This window comes from Streptomyces sp. DT2A-34 (assembly GCF_030499515.1).
Classification (GTDB): Bacteria; Actinomycetota; Actinomycetes; order Streptomycetales; family Streptomycetaceae; genus Streptomyces.
Genome location: NZ_JASTWJ010000001.1, coordinates 1 through 16898, shown reverse-complemented (window position 1 = coordinate 16898; position 16898 = coordinate 1). Strand labels below are relative to the sequence as shown.

General features: G+C 69.1%; 15 protein-coding genes and 4 pseudogenes. 11 read left to right on the top strand and 8 right to left on the bottom strand.

Going from position 1 to position 16898, the window contains the following annotated elements:
* Position 1 precedes the first annotated feature (1 nt).
* Positions 2–1027 (top strand): LacI family DNA-binding transcriptional regulator, encoded by a 1026-nt coding sequence (locus tag QQM39_RS00095; protein ID WP_301994508.1) that lies wholly within the window; start codon positions 2–4, stop codon positions 1025–1027.
* 297 nt (positions 1028–1324) lie between these two features.
* Positions 1325–2233, top strand: coding sequence for an ATP-dependent DNA ligase (locus QQM39_RS00090; RefSeq protein WP_302003420.1), 909 nt, complete (start codon positions 1325–1327; stop codon positions 2231–2233).
* Positions 2234–2382: 149 nt separating this feature from the next.
* On the opposite strand, the pseudogene QQM39_RS00085 reads toward QQM39_RS00090, so the two are convergent.
* Together QQM39_RS00085 and QQM39_RS00080 are read right to left on the bottom strand one after the other, a co-directional pair.
* Positions 2383–2463: pseudogene (locus QQM39_RS00085) on the bottom strand (DUF6207 family protein); the annotation flags it as partial.
* A 98-nt stretch (positions 2464–2561) separates the two neighbouring features.
* Positions 2562–2834, bottom strand: a complete 273-nt coding sequence (locus QQM39_RS00080) for a hypothetical protein (protein WP_301994507.1) — start codon at positions 2832–2834, stop codon at positions 2562–2564.
* A gap of 625 nt (positions 2835–3459) precedes the next feature.
* Between QQM39_RS00080 and QQM39_RS00075 the strand changes: the two are divergent.
* From QQM39_RS00075 to QQM39_RS00065, 3 genes and pseudogenes are all read left to right on the top strand, one after another.
* Positions 3460–4460 (top strand): annotated as a pseudogene (locus QQM39_RS00075) (DUF6192 family protein).
* Positions 4461–4462: 2 nt separating this feature from the next.
* Positions 4463–4882: a RacP protein gene (locus QQM39_RS00070; RefSeq protein WP_301994506.1), complete on the top strand. Its 420-nt coding sequence runs from the start codon at positions 4463–4465 to the stop codon at positions 4880–4882.
* A 57-nt stretch (positions 4883–4939) separates the two neighbouring features.
* On the top strand, positions 4940–5788 hold the full coding sequence (locus QQM39_RS00065) for an IS5 family transposase (RefSeq protein WP_367668835.1): 849 nt from the start codon (positions 4940–4942) through the stop codon (positions 5786–5788).
* 103 nt (positions 5789–5891) lie between these two features.
* Here QQM39_RS00065 and QQM39_RS00060 read toward each other — a convergent pair whose 3' ends face one another.
* Positions 5892–6479 carry a nucleoside monophosphate kinase gene (locus tag QQM39_RS00060; protein WP_301994505.1) on the bottom strand — a complete coding sequence of 196 codons (588 nt, stop codon included), beginning with the start codon at positions 6477–6479 and terminating at the stop codon, positions 5892–5894.
* A gap of 635 nt (positions 6480–7114) precedes the next feature.
* On the opposite strand from QQM39_RS00060, the pseudogene QQM39_RS00055 reads away from it, so the two are divergent.
* Both QQM39_RS00055 and QQM39_RS00050 read left to right on the top strand, forming a co-directional pair.
* Positions 7115–7321, top strand: a pseudogene (locus QQM39_RS00055) (GNAT family N-acetyltransferase); the annotation flags it as partial.
* A gap of 334 nt (positions 7322–7655) precedes the next feature.
* A protein-coding gene (locus tag QQM39_RS00050) for an IS5 family transposase (protein ID WP_301994504.1) occupies positions 7656–8464 on the top strand; the annotation gives its coding sequence in 2 pieces (ribosomal slippage) (positions 7656–8003 and positions 8006–8464; 807 coding nt in all).
* An 8-nt stretch (positions 8465–8472) separates the two neighbouring features.
* Here the strand turns inward: QQM39_RS00050 and QQM39_RS00045 are convergent.
* Positions 8473–8787, bottom strand: a complete 315-nt coding sequence (locus tag QQM39_RS00045) for a hypothetical protein (RefSeq protein WP_301994503.1) — start codon at positions 8785–8787, stop codon at positions 8473–8475.
* Positions 8788–9293: 506 nt separating this feature from the next.
* Between QQM39_RS00045 and QQM39_RS46005 the strand changes: the two genes are divergently transcribed.
* Positions 9294–9557: a hypothetical protein gene (locus tag QQM39_RS46005; RefSeq protein ID WP_367668834.1), complete on the top strand. Its 264-nt coding sequence runs from the start codon at positions 9294–9296 to the stop codon at positions 9555–9557.
* Positions 9558–9730: 173 nt separating this feature from the next.
* Here the strand turns inward: QQM39_RS46005 and QQM39_RS00035 are convergent, their stop codons facing one another.
* The 3 genes and pseudogenes from QQM39_RS00035 to QQM39_RS00025 form a co-directional block, all read right to left on the bottom strand.
* On the bottom strand, positions 9731–9895 hold the full coding sequence (locus QQM39_RS00035; RefSeq protein ID WP_301994502.1) for a hypothetical protein: 165 nt from the start codon (positions 9893–9895) through the stop codon (positions 9731–9733).
* A 97-nt stretch (positions 9896–9992) separates the two neighbouring features.
* Complete coding sequence (locus tag QQM39_RS00030) at positions 9993–10532, bottom strand: hypothetical protein (protein ID WP_301994501.1); 540 nt, start codon at positions 10530–10532, stop codon at positions 9993–9995.
* Positions 10533–10566: 34 nt separating this feature from the next.
* Positions 10567–12204, bottom strand: a pseudogene (locus tag QQM39_RS00025) (IS481 family transposase); the annotation flags it as partial.
* An 860-nt stretch (positions 12205–13064) separates the two neighbouring features.
* Here QQM39_RS00025 and QQM39_RS00020 point away from each other — a divergent pair.
* Positions 13065–13838 (top strand): hypothetical protein, encoded by a 774-nt coding sequence (locus QQM39_RS00020; protein WP_301994500.1) that lies wholly within the window; start codon positions 13065–13067, stop codon positions 13836–13838.
* A 120-nt stretch (positions 13839–13958) separates the two neighbouring features.
* On the opposite strand, the gene QQM39_RS00015 is transcribed toward QQM39_RS00020, so the two are convergent.
* Positions 13959–14219, bottom strand: a complete 261-nt coding sequence (locus QQM39_RS00015; protein ID WP_301994499.1) for a hypothetical protein — start codon at positions 14217–14219, stop codon at positions 13959–13961.
* Between the two features lie 554 nt (positions 14220–14773).
* On the opposite strand from QQM39_RS00015, the gene QQM39_RS00010 reads away from it, so the two are divergent.
* Together QQM39_RS00010 and QQM39_RS00005 are read left to right on the top strand one after the other, a co-directional pair.
* A complete protein-coding gene (locus QQM39_RS00010; RefSeq protein ID WP_301994498.1) occupies positions 14774–15124 on the top strand; it encodes a hypothetical protein in 351 nt (116 codons plus the stop codon).
* A gap of 996 nt (positions 15125–16120) precedes the next feature.
* Positions 16121–16357, top strand: coding sequence for a hypothetical protein (locus QQM39_RS00005; RefSeq protein ID WP_302003419.1), 237 nt, complete (start codon positions 16121–16123; stop codon positions 16355–16357).
* Positions 16358–16898 lie beyond the last annotated feature (541 nt).

Below are 16898 nucleotides of genomic sequence, written 5' to 3'. Positions count from 1 at the left end.
GTTGCCGGCGACCCCAGCGGTCCCCAACGGAAAGCGACCGACGCTCGCCGACGTGGCGTCGCGGGCAGGGGTGTCCACAGCGCTGGTCTCCATCGTGATGCGCGGCGCGAAGGGGGCCGGCCAGGCCACCCGCGAGCGCGTCCTTCAGGCCGCGCGGGAGATCGGTTACCGACCCGACGCCCGGGCCCGGCTGCTCCGCAGCCACCGCTCCCATCTGCTCGGGGTGCAGTTCGGCCTCCAGCATCCGTTCCACTCCGACCTGGTGGAGGGCATCTACGCGGCGGCCGAACCGGCCGGGTACCAGATCGCGCTGAGTGCCGTGGCCGCCGGGCGCGGCGAGCAGCGCGCCGTCGAGACACTGCTCGACGACCGCTGCGAGGCGCTGATCCTGCTCGGCCCGCAGGCCCCCGCCGCGCGGCTGGCGGAACTCGCCGGGCAACTGCCGGTCGTCTCCGTGGCCCGCCGGCTGCGGCCGTCCGTCCCGGGCCTGGAGGTCGTACGGACCGCCGACGACGAGGGAGCCGGCCAGGCGGTGGACCACCTCGTCGCTCTGGGCCACCGCGACATCGCCCACATCGACGGCGGCCGGGCACCGGGCGCAGCCGACCGGCGCCGCGGCTACCGCACCGCCATGAACCGCCACGGCCTGGGCGAATACATCCGCATTCTCCCCGGCGGTCTCACTGAGGAGGAAGGCGCCGAGGCCGCCCGAACCCTGTCGGCCACCCGCCCGCGCCCCACCGCCGTACTGGCCTTCAACGACCGCTGCGCGACCGGCGTACTCGACCTCTTCCTCCGCTCCGGCGTCGCGGTCCCCGGCGACATCTCCGTCGTCGGGTTCGACGACAGCCATCTGGCCCGCCTGGCCCACATCGACCTCACCACCGTCGGACAGGACATCGCACGCCTCGCCGGGCTCGCCGTCGGCCGGGCCGTCGCACGCCTGGAGGGTGCGGAGATCCCCGCCGGGGAACAAGTCATCACCCCCCGTCTCGTCGTCCGGGGAACGTCCGCCCCGCCCCCCTGAAGGCAGATCCCGGGCGTGCGCGGCCTGTGTGTTCCACGGCGACGACGCCGACCACACCGAGAAAGTACCGGTTCGACTCGACGTCGTACATGCCGACCGGCCTGATCAGGAACGGCTGCCCCTCGGGCACACGCCACTCGTCCAGTTGCTCATCGAGGCCGCAAACAGCTCGCTGAACTCCCGCATGAACGGCGACACATCCCGCGGCCACATCAGCTCGACGGGTGAAGTGCACCCGCCATCCAGTGATCGACATGGCGCCGGACGATATCCCGCGGACAGCTCAGCAGCGCATAAATCAAGTGGGACGGCTACCGTGCTCAGCTCGCCGTGTACGCAGGCGGACGGGTGCTGCTGCGCTCACGGCGCGGTACGGACATGACGGCCTCGTTCCCCGAGATCCGGGCGGCGGCCCTGGCGCAGCTGCCGGCGGACACCGGGATCGATGGCGAGCTGGTGGTGTGGGAGCGGGACCGGCTGGCGTTCGAGCGGCTGCAGCAGCGGCTCGCCCGGCGCGGGGCAGCTGCCGCTCAGGCGGCACGGGAGTGGCCGGCGCACTTCGTGGCCTTCGACCTGGTCCACCGAGGCGACGACGTGACTGGCTGGCCGTACGCGCGGCGGCGTGCGGCGTTGGAGGCGCTGTTCGCGGAGCGCGGCCTGACGGCGCCGTTCACGCTGTGCCCGTCGACGACCGACCCGGCCCTGGCGCGGGAGTGGCTGTCGTGGACGGCGGCCGGGGTGGAGGGACTGTGCTTCAAGCGGCTGGAGGAGGCCTATCGCGGGGGCGTGCGGTCGTGGCGGAAGTACAAGGTGCGGGTCACCACGGAGGCCGTGATCGGCGCGGTCACCGGGTCGCTTGCCGCACCCCGCACGCTGCTGCTGGGCCGCTACGACACCGCGGGCCGCCTGCAGTACATCGGCCGTAGCACCACTCTGTCCCGGGCCGCTGGCCGCGCTGTGGCCGACCATCTGGCCCCGCCGCACGGCGCGCACCCGTGGAGGGGCTGGACGTTCTCGGCAGGGTGGGGAACGCAGCGCACCCTCGATGCCGTCCTGGTGCAGCCGGAGGTCGTGATGAAAGTCGACGTCGACGTCGCCCGCGACAGCGCCGGACGGTGGCGGCACCCGACCCGCCCACACCGCATCCGCGGCGACGTCGACGTCCAGGAGGTGCCGCTGTTCGGCGAAGGCGGCGCCCGGTCATGAGTCAGGACCGGGCCATGGTCGGCTCCATGGTCGGGCCGGCCACGGCGGCCGCGGTGAGCTGCTGGCGCAGGTCCAGGTAGCAGCGCAGCTACGCCGGGCTGACCGGCATCCCGCGTCGTCTGCTCCGCTGTGGCTGTCGCCCACCGGTCGGCGAGCAGCTGCTGGAAGGCCAGGGCCGTGGCGTCGTCGGCGGCCGCGACGTCGACGACAAGCAGGCCCGGCTCGCTCACGTGCGTCTCGTGGATCGGGTCCGTGTACGGCACTACGCCCGGCGTCCCTGGGTAAGTTCCGCCGCTGCCGTGTCTTCACCCGACCGAGTGGCGGACGGTCAGGGGCTGTCGCCGCCCCAGTCCCAGCGGGCCGGCTCGCCGGAGCGCGGGTCGTACAGGGCTCGCCCGCCGGGGCCGAACTGCCCGAGCTCCGTGGCGAGGGAGACACCGTCGTCGATCTCCTCCGGCCTCCAGCCGGTGATGTCGAGCAGCAGTCCGTCCAGCGGTCCGCCCACCAGTTCGGCGTAGTTCCGTCCCGGCTTTGGGCCCGGGTGGTCGTGGTCGGCTCCGTAGATCCGGCCGCGCAGCAGCTGCTCATCGTCGCTGTCCATGCCCTTCAGCCTCGCAGCCGCCACCGACAACGAGGGCTTGCCCAGACGGCCCTCGGCGAGCCCTCGCGCTGCCAGAAGTGGCTTGCCCGGGTCAGTGCGTGTTTCTAAGCCCCGGTTTTGAGTAGCCTGAGGTCCTACGCTGGCCTGGTGTCCGAGGACGCCGGTCGGGCCGGGGAGAGGATCTGCCGGGGCTGCGGGGAACGGCTGAGGCCGGGAGTACGGCCCGGGGCGGAGTTCTGCTCGTCGGCGTGTCGGTCCAGGCAGTGGCGTCGAGAACGGCGGTTGCTCCAGCGCCTGGCGGCCGTCCGGGACGGCACGGGCGAGGTGGAGTGCCCGGAGTGCGGGGCCCGCTGGGTGGCTGGCGTCGACCGCCGCTCGGACGCGGTGTTCTGCTCACCGCGGTGCAAGGTGAGGGCCTGGAGGCGCCGGACAGAACCGTTCGGCGAACGGTCACAGTAACCGCTGGGCGAACGCATCCCGGATCCAACTTCGGTCACCACTCGGTCATTTGCGGTCATTTGTTGCGATCTTAGGATTTTCGGTCTGACTCTCGGCTTGAAAGCGGGCCCTGTCCCGTCGCGGCCCCAAGCGCCGTGCCCTGGCCCGTAGTTGGTGGTGAGACACCATGACCGAAGTGGTAGAGAAGGTCGGAAGCGTCAGCCAGTCCCGTTACGAACAGATCGTCACCGAGCTGCGGGATGTAGTCGAACAGCAGACGCGCGGGCAGTTCACGATCGGTGACCGTGCTCTGGAGATCGAGCCAATGAGGCAGCGGGGCGGTCCGATCGCGGAGCCGGAGTGGACAGTCGAGGCGTCGCTGAAGCGTCTGGCCGACGACATCGGGCTGTCGGTCGCCACGGTAAAGACCACCAGGTGGGTGGCCTCCCGTTGGCCGAAGGAACACCGGAGTCCGAAGACGGCGTCGTACACGGTCCACCGGGCCCTGGCGAACATCGAGGACGAGGCGGAACGGTTCGAGGCGATCCTGACGCCGCCGGACGGCAAGGCCCGGTGGACCACGGACGACGCGAGCCGGCGGGTGGGTCAACAGGTCGAGACCCCGATCACGCCGCAGGAGAAGGTCACCGCGATCCATTCGCTGGCCCGGGACGAGGAGGTCGCCGCGCGGTCACCACCGACTTCCTGAAGCGTCCGCAGGTCGCGTCCAAAGTGTCGGCGGAGGACAAGGTCCGGGTGGTGGAGGAGTTCACCCGCGACGAGTCGGTCGCGGCGACGGCCGCGACGAGCCTGCTGCGCCGACCGGACATCGCGTTCAAGGCGATGAGCGACGACACCGCCCGCTTCCAGGTCAACCATGCCCAGGTCGAACGTAGTCGGCAAGCCCGGGAGGACTTCGACCGCACCAGCCCCGTCGCCCCGGCAGTCCGCGCGATCGACCGGTCGGTGGAGTTCCTGGACCTGGTCACCGCCTGCCACTCCTTCGTCGCAGCTGCTGGCCGCACCGTCCCCGGCCTGCGCGACCGCACCCTCAACGACGACGAACGCACCATCGTGCACGAGAACGTCGCCCGGGTGAGGGCGACACTGGACTGGATCGAGACGGCCGTCGACACCGGCAAGGTCGACGTCGACGACGAACTGGCCCGTCTGCTCAAGGGCGAATGAGGATGCCCCGCGCCTCACGGCGACGGGGTGATGCCGCCAGACGCCACGCGGACACCCTGCGGTTCGTGCTGTTCGAGGCCAGACCCGCTGGCCTTGAGTTTCCTCAGCTGGTACGCGCGAGTGACCTGTCCCCGAGTCAGGTCCGTTCCGGGCTCGCAGCCTTGAAGGACCAGGCTGCGGAGAAGGGCTGGCCGCCGCTGACCTGGACCCGGCAGGCGGGCTACCAGCTCGGAGCCGAGCGGGCGGTGCTGGAGGCATACGAGCGGGCTGTGGTCAGGGAGAAGTTGACCGAGTTCCGCCGGTTCATCACCGGCACCGTTGCCCCGCACGCCGCCGCCCACCCGGGCGACAAGTGGGTCAAGCACATCGTCGCCCAGCTCAACTCCATCGAGTCCACCCTCGACCTCATCGCCAGCTCGTGACCTGCGGCGGGACCACCCTGCGGGCGGTCCCGCCGCACTCGTTCGAAGGCACTCGTCATGCGCCGACGCCGCTATCCCTCGGACACCACCAACGCCGAATGGGCCCTGCTCGAACAGCTGTTGCCCACCCCGGCCTGCGAAACCAGCACGGGCGGTCGGCCGGAGAAGCATCCCCGCCGCGAAATCGTCGACGCGATCCGCTACGTCGTGGACACCGGCTGCAAGTGGCGGGCCCTACCTGCGGATTTCCCGCCCTGGCGCACGGTCTGGGGGTTCATGGCCCGATGGGCAGCCGCCGGGATCATCGGGCAGATCCGGGACCATCTCGCCGGGCGGATCCGCCGCGACATGGGCAAAGGCCCCCGAGCGGTGGCCACCGTGATCGATTCCCAGAGCGTGAAAGCCGCGGAGACGGTCTCCGAGGCCACCCGCGGCTACGACGCAGGCAAGAAAATCAACGGCCGCAAGCGCCACCTGGTCGTCGACACCCGCGGCCTGCCCCTCATGGTCATGGTCACTCCCGCCGACCTGCACGATGCCGCAGCCGCCAAGGAAGTTCTCTTCCGCCTGCGCCTGATGCACCCCGAGATCACCATCGTCTGGGCCGACTCCGCCTACGCCGGGAAACTCGTCGACTGGGCGAAACAGCACCTCAATCTCACCATCAAGCCCGTCAGCCGTCCCAAGGACGCCTCTGGTTTCGTCGTGCTGCCCCGCCGCTGGGTCGTCGAACGCAGTCTTGCGTGGATGATGCACGCCCGCCGCCACGCGAGGGACTACGAACGGCTCATCCAGCACTCCGAAACCCTGATCACCTGGGCAGCCATCACCCTCATGACCAGGCGCCTCGCACGGAAAGGCGCCACCCCCAGCTGGCCGAGAAACCCGGCGCCAGCCGACGGCTGACCGGGCCTGCATCGCAAGGGTCCGGTCAGCCGCGTCGTCCCAAAGCCGGGGTGCCGAAAAGAGCCAGCGGGCGGGCGGAGCTTGCAGTCCTCGGCAGCGGCAGTCAGGGACGGCAGCCCCGCACCTTCCGAGCGGAGGGGTCAACAGCTCGACGCGCCGGAGGCATCAACCTGGCCTGGCCGATCGCGACCAGCGCGCGGTCCAGGACCTCCTGGACCTGGCCGAGGGCCGAGATCGTGGTCACCAGGCCCTGAGCTTGGTAGTGGTCGACGACCGGCGCTGTCTCGCTGCGATAGACCTCCAGTCGCTTACGAACGGTTGTCTCGCGGTCGTCATCGCGCTGGTACAGCTCACCGCCGCAGACGTCGCAGGCTCCTGCCACTTCAGGAGGGCTGTAGTCGACATGGAAAATGTGTTCGCGGTTCTGACGGCACAACCGTCGTCCAGCGATCCGCCTGACCACCTGGGCCTCGGGAATCTCCAGGTCTAGCACGGCGTCCAGTCTCGACTTCGAGTCGGCCAGGATGCCGTCCAGCGCCTCCGCCTGGGCAAGATTGCGAGGGAAGCCGTCTGCCACACCACGGTCTCCGCCCTGCCGACGCAGGGATGACCGCAGAACCTGCACGCGTTCGTCGAGGACGGCGGCTCCGCCCCGCACAGGTAGAGTTGACTTCTCGTCGACGAGCACCATGCCGATCGACTCCAACGCTGCCCCGCACGCACAGGGGTGACACGATGCGCGGAGTTGCGGTCGCGTATAGGCGGCGGTCCTCTGCACACGCAGGGATGACTCCATCGGACGTGCGCTCCGCTTAAACCGGTATGACTCTCAGGCCTTTGCCTGGCACTCGACCGAGGCGTGCTTCACCCCCGCACGCGCAGGGATGACACGTGGGAGGTCCACCTCAACCCGCACGACGTGTGCTCCCCCCAGCAACCGCAGGGATGACTCCCCGCGCACCACGAGCGGCGCGGAGACTGCTGACTTTGCCCTGCAGAGGCAGGGGTGCGTCCTTCGTGTCCACGTCGGGACAGTCGAACTTCAACTCCTGCCCTGCACACGCAGGGACGACTGCCAACGATGGGCCCCAGTCCCACGCACCCCCAACCCAGAAGAACCTGCAGGTCAGGCGGTGCTCGCTATCGGGATTCTCACTTCAATGTCCTGCATTTTCCCATATGACGTCACATCAGTTTCTCACCGACTGTCGTCCTTGATTCTGCCGAGACTCCGACAAATGAGCACGTGACAAGGGCTACAGCAGCAGAGGGGCACAGGACATCAAGGTGAGAGTTTCACCGGACATCGAAGTGAGACTCAGCAGCCTGGGCAGGCGTATCATGGCCGCACTCACCGAGGAACTGGAACGCCGGGCGCCCGCCACCGCCTACGTCTCGCTGATCGCCGACGGCCCGGCCCGCTTCCTCTACGAGAAGTTCGGCTTCGCCGACACCGTCACCCACGACTCGATCGGCATGTACCGCGTCATCGGCAAACCCCCTGGGGTCGGCCGACCACCGGCGCAGCTCTAGACGGTGCCGGCCCCGTGACCGCGGCTCCCACCGGGCCTACCCGTCCGGTGACCGCGACGGCCGGGCAAGGGCACCGCACCCCGCCCGGCCGATCGTGAACATTTCGTTGCAGGTCGAGGCGTTGATACTGGCCGGGCGAACGACGGGCTGGGGGCGACGGTGGACTGGACGGTGCCAGGAGGGCTGGTCGCCGGGCTGCACACGGCGGCGAGCGGCGCGGACACGCCGTCCCACCGAATGGCCCGCAATCGGCGCAACCCGGCGAACCTTCCCGTCACAGCACGGACCCGCTAAGACGTCGTTTCCTTTGGCGTGATCGTTCGTTGAGCCGTGCATGACGGATCTGATTGAGCGGTTGGTGCCGGAAGAGTTATGGACGCTGTTCCGACGGGTGGTTCCGCCGACGGAGGTCATACGTCCGCAGGGCGGCGGCCGACGGCGGGCGGGTGACCGCGAGTGCCTGGCGGCGATCATCTTCGTAGCCACCTCCGGGTGTACCTGGCGGCAGTTACCCCCGGTGTTCGGCCCGGCCTGGCCGACGGTCTACCGGCGTTTCGCCCGGTGGAGCCGGGACCGGGTCTGGGCCAGGCTCCACCGGGTCCTCCTGGACGAGCTCGGCGCCCGCGGTGAGCTGGACTGGTCGCGGTGTGCCATCGACTCCGTCAGCCTCAGGGCCGCAAAAGGGGGCCCCTGACCGGACCGAATCCGACCGACCGCGGCAAGAGCGGATCGAAAATCCACCTGATCACGGACCGGAACGGTCTGCCTCTGTCACTGGGCATCTCCGGCGCCAACATGCACGACAGCCTCGGTCTCAAGCCACTGGTGCGCGGGATCCCGCCGATCCGCTCCCGGCGCGGCCCGCGTCGCCGACGGCCGGCCAAGCTCCATGCCGACAAGGGCTACGACTACGACCACCTGCGGCGATGGCTCCGTAAACGGGGTATCCGCCACCGCATCGCCCGCAAAGGCATCGAGTCCTCCACGCGGCTCGGCCGCCACCGCTGGGTCGTCGAGAGGACGGTGTCCTGGCTGGCCGGATGCCGACGTCTGCACCGCCGCTACGAGCGCAAGGCCGAACACTTCCTCGCGTTCGTCGGCATCGCCGCGGCCCTCATCTGCCACCGCCGACTCACCAACTGAAACGACGTCTAAAGGCTCTGGATGGTGATGTGGCTGTGGCCTTGGATGACGCCCTCGGGGTCAAGGGGCGAGAGGTTAAGGGACTCCCCGGTGTCACTTGTTACGTGGACTACACCCGGCACGTGGCTCGTCACCTGGGTAGTCCCCTCCGCGGCCACCTCGGTCCCGGTAACGCTGGCCTCCACACAGAACTCACCCGCCGTGGAGGAAACCTCGACCCCAGCACATACGGCCGAGGCGGTGGGCGCGAGAGCGACCACTCCCGAAAGGATCAAGGCGGCTGCACCGAACACAGCTGCAATTCTGACGTTGAGTGTGGCCATGAGAAGTTCCCTCCTGGTGGGTAGGTGAGGACACTCAAGGCGAAGAAATCCTCGCCAGTTGAAAGTCCCACCGCCCCCGGCCGCCGTGAAGAGAGAACATCAGATTGAGAGAACGTGCGGACGGGTCTCCGACTCGCCAGCAGGACCGTGAAGCTGGCCAACGCAACTCCCGCCGCCCGCGGACCCGGACGGCGGGGGCTGGTGGCACTCAGGGGGCGGGTTCGTACGTCACCGTCTGGACCGGGCAGCGCGAAGCCGCCTCTTCCAGCGTGGCGAGCTCGGTGTCGACGGCGATGAGGGAGGGCTCGGCGCCCTGGTCGTTGGCGTACGTCTCGCGGCGCTGGGGTCCAGGCTGATGCGCCGCTGTCCCAGGCTCCGGCGAGGGGCACCATGTGGTCGATGTCGAGTCCGGACGCCGACGTCACGAGTGTGGCGTCGTAGTACGACCACCAGCTGCCGCCGGTCAGGCGGCAGCCGGGGCCTACGGTGGGCGGGGTGATTGCTTCATGGATGAGGACTTCGGCGCGGGTGTTGCAGCCGTCGGCCGGGTCGTCGCCGGTGTTCCAGTGGCGGAACTTGTTGCGGCTGTAGCCGTCGCGGGACTCGGTGGCCACGGGCAGGGTGGCGACGGCTTCGGTCAGGGGCAGGGTCTGTGCGGCGTGGGCGGGGGTGGAGACGGTGGCGGGCAGGACGGCGAGGGCGACGGCCGCGAGGCTGCGCAGGACAGCTTTGATCATGTGCCGTTGATAGCCGCCCTGAAGGGGGCGTGATCAGCGGTTTGCCCGGGGCGCCGGCCGTGTGAGTGGAAAAGATCATACCGGAGCTCTGATCCCTGCGCGTGGTGCTCTGGCGGAATGCGCCTCTTCCCCGCGGGTGGGAAGCCGCGGCATCTCTCGCGGTCGCGCAGAAGCCCTCCCTTTCTCACGTGGCGCAGTCGGCGAGGTTATCGACCGCTCCAGCGCAGCTTCGTGCCGTACGCGGGGGCCTCGGGGACGACGTCCAGGTGGCCGGTGTCCCCGTCGAACCCCACGGCCTGGACGTGGCCTGCGAGTTCGGGCGCCGCCGTGTGGTGTGAGGTCTCAGGACTCAGTTGACACTTCTGACTCATCAGATCCTTGACAGGCTCAAGACTTACTGGACATGGCCGGGCAGCCGAGGCCCGAAGCCGGTCGATCGAGCTGGTGGCAGCACCGTGGTCGACGAGATCAGGGCCCGTCTGAGTCGTCCACGTTCGGATCGACGTTCCATCGCCGGGGTAGGTCTGCGTCGCAGAAGACGCAGACGAAGTGGCCTTCTCGCACGATGTTGTGCTCCCGGCAGGTGGGACACCGACGGAAGACCACTGCGTGTGTGAAGCAGTCCGGATGGTCGAGGTCGGCTTGATCCAGTGCCTGTGCGACAGCCGGCCATGAGGAAACGTCCGGGCAGTAGCCGGTCGACTGGTTGCTGACCTCGTTCACCGCCCAGCGTCCGGCCTCGGGGTAGAAGCTGATTTCGCCAGCGCCCAGCACCCGATCGCCGCCCGCGCAGGCGACGTGTTCGCTGCGGCGTGGGGCCAACCGCAGAGCACCGTCCGTGCCGACGACGAAGGTGAAGGGCTCGTCCAGTTCCTCGGCGGTTCGGGCTGCCACCCAGTCCGCGAAGTCGGCGGCTGTGCGGATCGTGGCGCCACCGTCCGCTGCCTTGACGGCAGCGATCACATGGTGAGGCCCGACATAGCGGTAGCCCCGTCCCAACGCGCTCATGTCGATCAACGTAGAACACGCAGTCTTGGCGTGCTCAGAGTTTCGGCGCGTGGATCTTGGCCTTCCAGCGAGTCACCGGGTGCTGGTCCTTGCGGGCGTGCAGCGAGATCTCGGCGCCTTCGTAGGTGACGCGGAAGTGGGTGTCCTCGACGTAGATAGTGACGATCCGGCCCGCATAGGTGCGTCCGACGCGCAGGCGCTGGCGGGCCACCATCACGACGCCGTCGGTCGGGACCTTGCGCTCAACACTGACCGCGGCCGGGGCCGGCGGAAGCTGCGTCGCAGCGACGCGGGCACCGACGAGCCGTGGGCGCTCTCCAGCCGTGAACGGCGACGGCACGGCTTTGGCCAGCAGACCGTCGTGCACCGCGTGAAGGAGGTGCCCGTCGAGTCGCACGGTGATCCGCCGCGTGGCGAGTTCGGAGCCGATCTTCACCCGCTGCTCAGCCAAGTTGATCCAGCCGTTCGGATCCACGGTGCGTTCGACTTCGAGCGCCTGGTGCGAGGGGAGGCCGCCCACCCGGTCGACGGCCGGGAGAGCGGGTGGTGGTCCTGCCGGCCGGGCGCCGCGGAGCTTGAGCTGGTGCAGGTGCTCGGCGTCGAGGTTGGACGGCACGGTCTTCACCACCTCGCCGTTCACGAGGACGTGGATGGTGTCCTCATCGACCCAAATACGAGCTCGCAGGCCCGCCCGCCCGGCGCCCAGGCGGATGCGCTGGACGGAGGGAATGATGCTGAACTGGCCGCTGGCGGGGAGCACGGTGTCGAACTCGACCGCGCCGACCGACGGCGCCAGCACCAGTGCAGGAGGGGCCGACTCGGCGGGGACCGGCACGGACTCGGACCGCTGGGCCCGGACGACCTTGACCGGCTCGGGCTGCGGGTTGGGGCGGAACAGGCTGGCCGGTGTGGCCATGTCGAGGGCCTGGTGCGGGCGGAGGTGGTTGTAGGTGTGGACCCACTCTGCGATGGCGGCCTGGGCTGCCGCGAGGGACGCGAACGGCCCGCAGTCGTCGAGCAGTTCTCTGCGCAGAGTCCGGTGCCAGCGTTCGATCTTGCCCGTGGTGGTAGGTGAGTACGGCTTGGTCAGGGCGCCGATTCCGTTCTCCCGGCAGACCCGCTCGAACAGCACCTCCGCGGGCCGGGGCCGGGTGTAGCGGCCGGTGAACTGCTTGCCGTTGTCTGTGAGCACCTCGGCCGGCACCCCGTGGATCCGCATGGCCCGCACGAACGCGTCGGCTACCGCCCTCCCGGAGGGCACCGCGAGCACCTCGGCGACCACGATGAAGCTCGAGTGGTCGTCGATCCCTGTGAGCACCTTGCACTCGCGCCCGTCGGCGAGGTAGATCCCACCGACGAGGTCGAGCTGCCACAGGTGCATCGGCGTCTCGCGCTGCCACCGCTTGTACTTGCGCCGGTGCTGCTGTTCCTGCGGTCGAACGAGTCCGTTGCGGGTCAGGACTCGGTGGACGGTGGCCCGCGACGGAGCGGACTCAGCTCCGGTCCGCGTGATCTCGAGGGCGATCCGTCGGGCTCCCCAGCGCGGATGGGACCGCCGCATCTCGCAGACCAAGGCCTCCACGTCGGCCGGCAGCCTGGTCGGACTCGTCCGAGGCCGACGCGATGCCTCCCGCAAACCTTCGAAGCCACCCGCGGCGTACTTCGCCTTCCACGTGTAGACCGACTGCCGGGAGACCCGCCTCTCAACGCGGCGACCACCTCGTCCGTGAGCTCAGGCCCCCCGTCCGCAGCGACGAGAGCAAGCGCCTCCTCGCTCTCGATGCACTCACGCAGGTACCGGACTTGATCGCGCACGCTGTCATCTCTCACACCCGGCATCATTCCGCCCCTGACAGACCAGCGGGAGACGCCTCCCGCATCCCGCAGCTCGTGGGAGCGCGCAGCGCTCGGCCCGGGCGGGCGCGGAGCGGTCACCGGACACGCGGCAAGGCGGTACGACGCGCGGAGCACGGTGTCATACGCGCCGCCCCACCGACCGGCACGCACGGCGACGCGCCCCCGCCGGGAGAGAACGGATGCCGCGCCCCGCCCTGCCGCACCTGGACGACTACCGCGCCCCATTGCCCGGCCGCCCCCGGTATGCCGTGAGGCCGACGCCTGCGGCCTCCCCGTGGTCACTGCGCCGGTGGCACTTTCACGGAGCCGATCACTGCGCGGCCCAGTCGGGTGGCCCATTGCATGAAGTGCGTGTCTCTCGCAGCTACCGGCACCGTGCGGCAATAGCGTCCAAGCGCCGGTCTGCGAAGGACTGGATCGTGTGTCGGAGCCTGTCCCGGACGCTCGACGGCACCAACAGAGGGTGTGGGGCACCCACTTCGCGGCTTGATGTCCTCCATGACGCGCATCTCGTGGTGATCCAGCCGACCGGGCGGCACCGAAGGACTCACCGTGCCATCCTCCACTCGCCGTCAAGCCGCCCGCATCCGCGCCGCTTACACCAGGGAGACTCCTTCCCTCGCCGCACCCGGCATCCCCCGTCACGTCCCTAACGCCCCTTCGCTGGGTAATGCTTTGGGCCTCGACGCCTGCACGCCGGCGCAGCGGCAGCTGCGTGCGCTGCTGGCTCTGGGCATGTTCAACCACGGCCCGACCAGCCTGTGGCCACGTCTTGTCAGCCTGGCCGACATCACCCGCTACACCCTGGTCATCTCCCCTCACTACGACGACCTGGTGATCACTGCCCGGGCCCCCTACAACGTGGCCTGCTGGCTGGTCGGCCGCGACAAGCTCCCAGACATCGGACTGCCCGGGCTGCGGGTGGAGAGCTCCTACGCCGAGGGCTGGCGCCTACGCCACCTGCCCACCGGCGCCACCCTGACCCTGACCGGTGACCGCGACGGCCACCTGCAAGGCCCACCCGACCAAGGCAGCAACTACGCCCACCTCTGGACGAGCGACGTCCCCATCCGCGCGGAGGAGCACGCCGCACTCAGCACGCTCCCCCACCTCAGCGGCGACACCCAGACCCTGCTCGCGGCGCTGACCGTGCGGCTGTGCGCCCATGCCCCGGACGGCAGCTGGGACATCGCCATGTGGTTCAACGACCTGTCCGACCGGCCCGATCGTGGACATGCTCACCACCGCCGCCTGTCCGTTGAAGGCAACCAATGCACCCTCCATTGGGACTCCGACCCCCACCCCGAAGACCTCCTCGCCGCCCTCACCGCCCCTGTCATCGGACTTGCCGAGGCCGCCGGCCACCCGACTCGTGACGGATGGCTCCTGCACTACAAACGCGCCTGCCTCACCGCCCACCCCGTGACATACACGCCCCAACTGGCATGAACCTGAGGGCCGACGGGCAAGCCGGCCGCAACCGCGGCACGCGACAGAACCAGCCAGCCCGAGCCTTCGAGGCGGGGCGCCGGCGTAGCCAGCGGAGGAAGAACTTCCTCGCGGGGTCGGCTATCGGGACGAGCCGCTGCCAGAGGCCGGTGCTGGCCCGGGCGAGGATGACCGTGGCGAACTGCTCGCTGGCGCCGGCGCGAGGCCACCGGCGATGGCGGGTCCGTCGTAGACGATGTGGATGCGGGCCTGGCGCCCCTCGCACAGGACGTCCTCGATGACGGCGACGGCCGGGGACTTCTTGGGGTCGTCCTTCTGCCGGAACGTCTCCCAGCAGCGGGCGAGCTTGCGCAGGGTGTGGTCGGTGGCTTCGAACGCCACCGTCAGGCGCGGCAGGTCGTGGGGGTCGCAGTGCTCGTCGCGTAGTCGATGCGGCGCTTGAGTTAAGCCACGAGTCCGACCAAGGGTCGTGGTTGTCGGCGACGTTGGCGCGGTAGAGCAACGTCGCCTGTGGCGGTGTTGCCGCGCAGGAAGACCAGCCGGGCTTCTTCAGAGCCCACTATCACCGCGACCACGCTGCCGAGGATGGCCGTGGCGCGTCGTGACACAACCGGTCCTGCAATTGCATGGAGCGAGTCGTGTTACGACGGCCGGATGATCGAGCCCTTAACGCTTGTGGCGCTTTAGCTTCTGCGCGCGTCAACGTTGACGGCTTCGGCGATCACTTCCGCTCGATCGCGACCGGAAAAGAAAGAATCTTTTCACGGGCGAGAAGAAGCCATGACTGACACGCGGTGCTACGGAAGTCAGGGAGATTTCCGCTCTTCCCGCAACGAAAATCATGCGTCCTGGGGAGATCCAAGATATGGACACGCGTGAGGCAGATGGGCGATTAGCGCATCGCACTGTGTATCGGCACCTTCACCCTCAGGTGCGTGCGGGATCTCGACTGCGTCTACCAAACCCTGTCCGAGATCCCGCACGCTTTCAGCGACACAAAGGAGTGCCCCATGGGGCGATCTACCCCTCGGCGCCGCCGCGCCAAACGGCCTTCCGGCCACTTTGCTGACGGCAAGCCTAATGGCCGTAACGAAAAGTTCCGTTACGTGAACCGGTTTGGCACGCAGGCTGCTTTTGCATTCCTCGCGACTTTGTTCACCGGGTATGTGCTGGTTTTTCGACCGCCTGTGCAGGTGACGGTGTCCCAGGAAGCCGTCTACGCCCTTGCCGGTGTGCTGTCCGGCGCCGCGCTCAAGGTCTTCCATCGCCGACGCTACCGGCACTGACGCCCATCAGGCGGCGGGGGCGCTGACCGATAGGCCCTCACCGCCCCGACCCGTACGGTCCGGGCCCGCTCCCAACCGGGCCCGGCCGCTCGGGGGCGCGGCGTGTAACGAAAGCCGGTGAAGTTCGGCTGAATCAGCGCCGCGCAACCCGCTCTGAACCCTTTTCGTGACGGGATGGAAGATCTGTGAGCGACACATGCGGGTTCTGCGGCTCCGCTCTCGCCGGAGGCCCGGGCAAAGGCCGGCCACGCAAGTACTGCGGCGACGCCTGCCGCCAGGCCGCCCACCGGCGCCGCCTGCACGGTGACCCGCCGGCTCAGACCCCTGCGCCGCACGCCTCGCCGGCAGGGGTACCGGCGGAGTCACGGCCTGCACCCCGGAGCCCGGCGTCCCGCGCTGCCTCGCAGGGCCCCTCGGCCGGCGAGGAACTCCTGATCGAGATAGCCAAGGACATCCAGGACGGCGCACGCGACCTCGCGCGCCTGCTGCCGTCGTCCGACGGGGAGGAACCCCTGCGCCGCATCGCCCAGCTGCACGAGCAGCTCGACGGCCTGACAGCGGCGCTCGTCGGCCGGGCCCGCTTCCGGCGCCTGACATGGGCCACGATCAGCTCTGTCCTGGGCGTCAGCGAGGACACCGCACGGCACCGCTACACAGAGCGGTACATCCTGCGCCGCCTCGCCCGCTTCAACCGCTCCGAGACGGCACTGACTTCGCTCGCCAGCCTCTTCAACGGCTCTGCCCCACATACCGCTGAGCCCTCGGACGAACCCGCCGCCGGCGGTGATACCGCGGGTGAGTCCCGCGACTCAGCAACAGAACGAGGCGAGGGCCCCGATCAATCCGCACCGATCGAACCGTCCGGAGCGGCATACAACAGGCTCGCACCGATCCTGTCCATGCTGATCCGCACCGCCCAGCTCACCAACAAGGAGGTCAGCAGCCGGACTCGGATGCTCCGCCTCGTACTTGTCGCGGATCCTGTCCGGCGAGCGCGTGCCGACCTGGCACCTCACACGGAAGTTCGCCCAGACCTGCGGCGCCGACCCAGAGGTTCTGCGAACCGTCTGGGAGTCCGAGAAGCTCAGCGAGAAGAGCCGCGAGACAGCCGTGAAACCGGGTGAGCCCCCAAGCCCGCTGCGGAACGGCTTCGCACTGCCGTGCGCACACTGCACCTGCGCGCTGGAAGGCCCGCACCAAGCGACGTCGCGATCGCCAGCCGCTGGCTGCTGAGCGCCAGTGCCGTCGCCTCCATCCTCGAAGCCACAACACTGCCGCACCACGAAGTCCTGGACACATTCGTGCGCGTCCTCGGCGGCGACGTCGACCACTTCAGGCAACTCCTTGACAGCGCCCACCGCGAGGCCACCGGTGGAGCAGCATTCCTTCAGCCCTACCCCCGCCCAACCTCGCCCTGCACGACAGCAGTCCCCACCGGAGCAAGCACTACACCGCAGTCAGACACAGACCTCCACCCCACCGGTGCAGACGCCGTCATGAAGACGTTCAGCAAAGTGCTCACCGAGGACCGGATCGTCGAAGACGGCCGCGCCCGGCTTCTGCACAAACTGGCCAAGCAAGCGCCCTCGCCACAAACAACCGACGGCCGACCCCGGCCTCTCAGGGCGATCGTTGACGCAGTACGCCACGGCGCCCCACCTCACCACATTTCGCCTCTCCGCGCCGGATCATGAATCCTGCGCCCCTCCCCGACCAAAGCACCAGCCGTCCCAGCCAGGCGGGGCCGCACGCACTCGGCCGCGGCTGTGCACCC

Excerpts from the sequence above, each read along its gene's own strand:
- QQM39_RS46005 (WP_367668834.1), top strand. The coding sequence starts at position 9,294 with ATGGATGAGGACTTCGGCGCGGGTGTTGCAGCCGTCGGCCGGGTCGTC.
- QQM39_RS00030 (WP_301994501.1), bottom strand. The coding sequence starts at position 10,532 with ATGAGCGCGTTGGGACGGGGCTACCGCTATGTCGGGCCTCACCATGTG.
- QQM39_RS00035 (WP_301994502.1), bottom strand. The coding sequence starts at position 9,895 with ATGAGTCAGAAGTGTCAACTGAGTCCTGAGACCTCACACCACACGGCG.
- QQM39_RS00045 (WP_301994503.1), bottom strand. The coding sequence starts at position 8,787 with ATGGCCACACTCAACGTCAGAATTGCAGCTGTGTTCGGTGCAGCCGCC.
- QQM39_RS00080 (WP_301994507.1), bottom strand. The coding sequence starts at position 2,834 with ATGGACAGCGACGATGAGCAGCTGCTGCGCGGCCGGATCTACGGAGCC.
- QQM39_RS00070 (WP_301994506.1), top strand. The coding sequence starts at position 4,463 with ATGCCCCGCGCCTCACGGCGACGGGGTGATGCCGCCAGACGCCACGCG.
- QQM39_RS00065 (WP_367668835.1), top strand. The coding sequence starts at position 4,940 with ATGCGCCGACGCCGCTATCCCTCGGACACCACCAACGCCGAATGGGCC.
- QQM39_RS00060 (WP_301994505.1), bottom strand. The coding sequence starts at position 6,479 with ATGGTGCTCGTCGACGAGAAGTCAACTCTACCTGTGCGGGGCGGAGCC.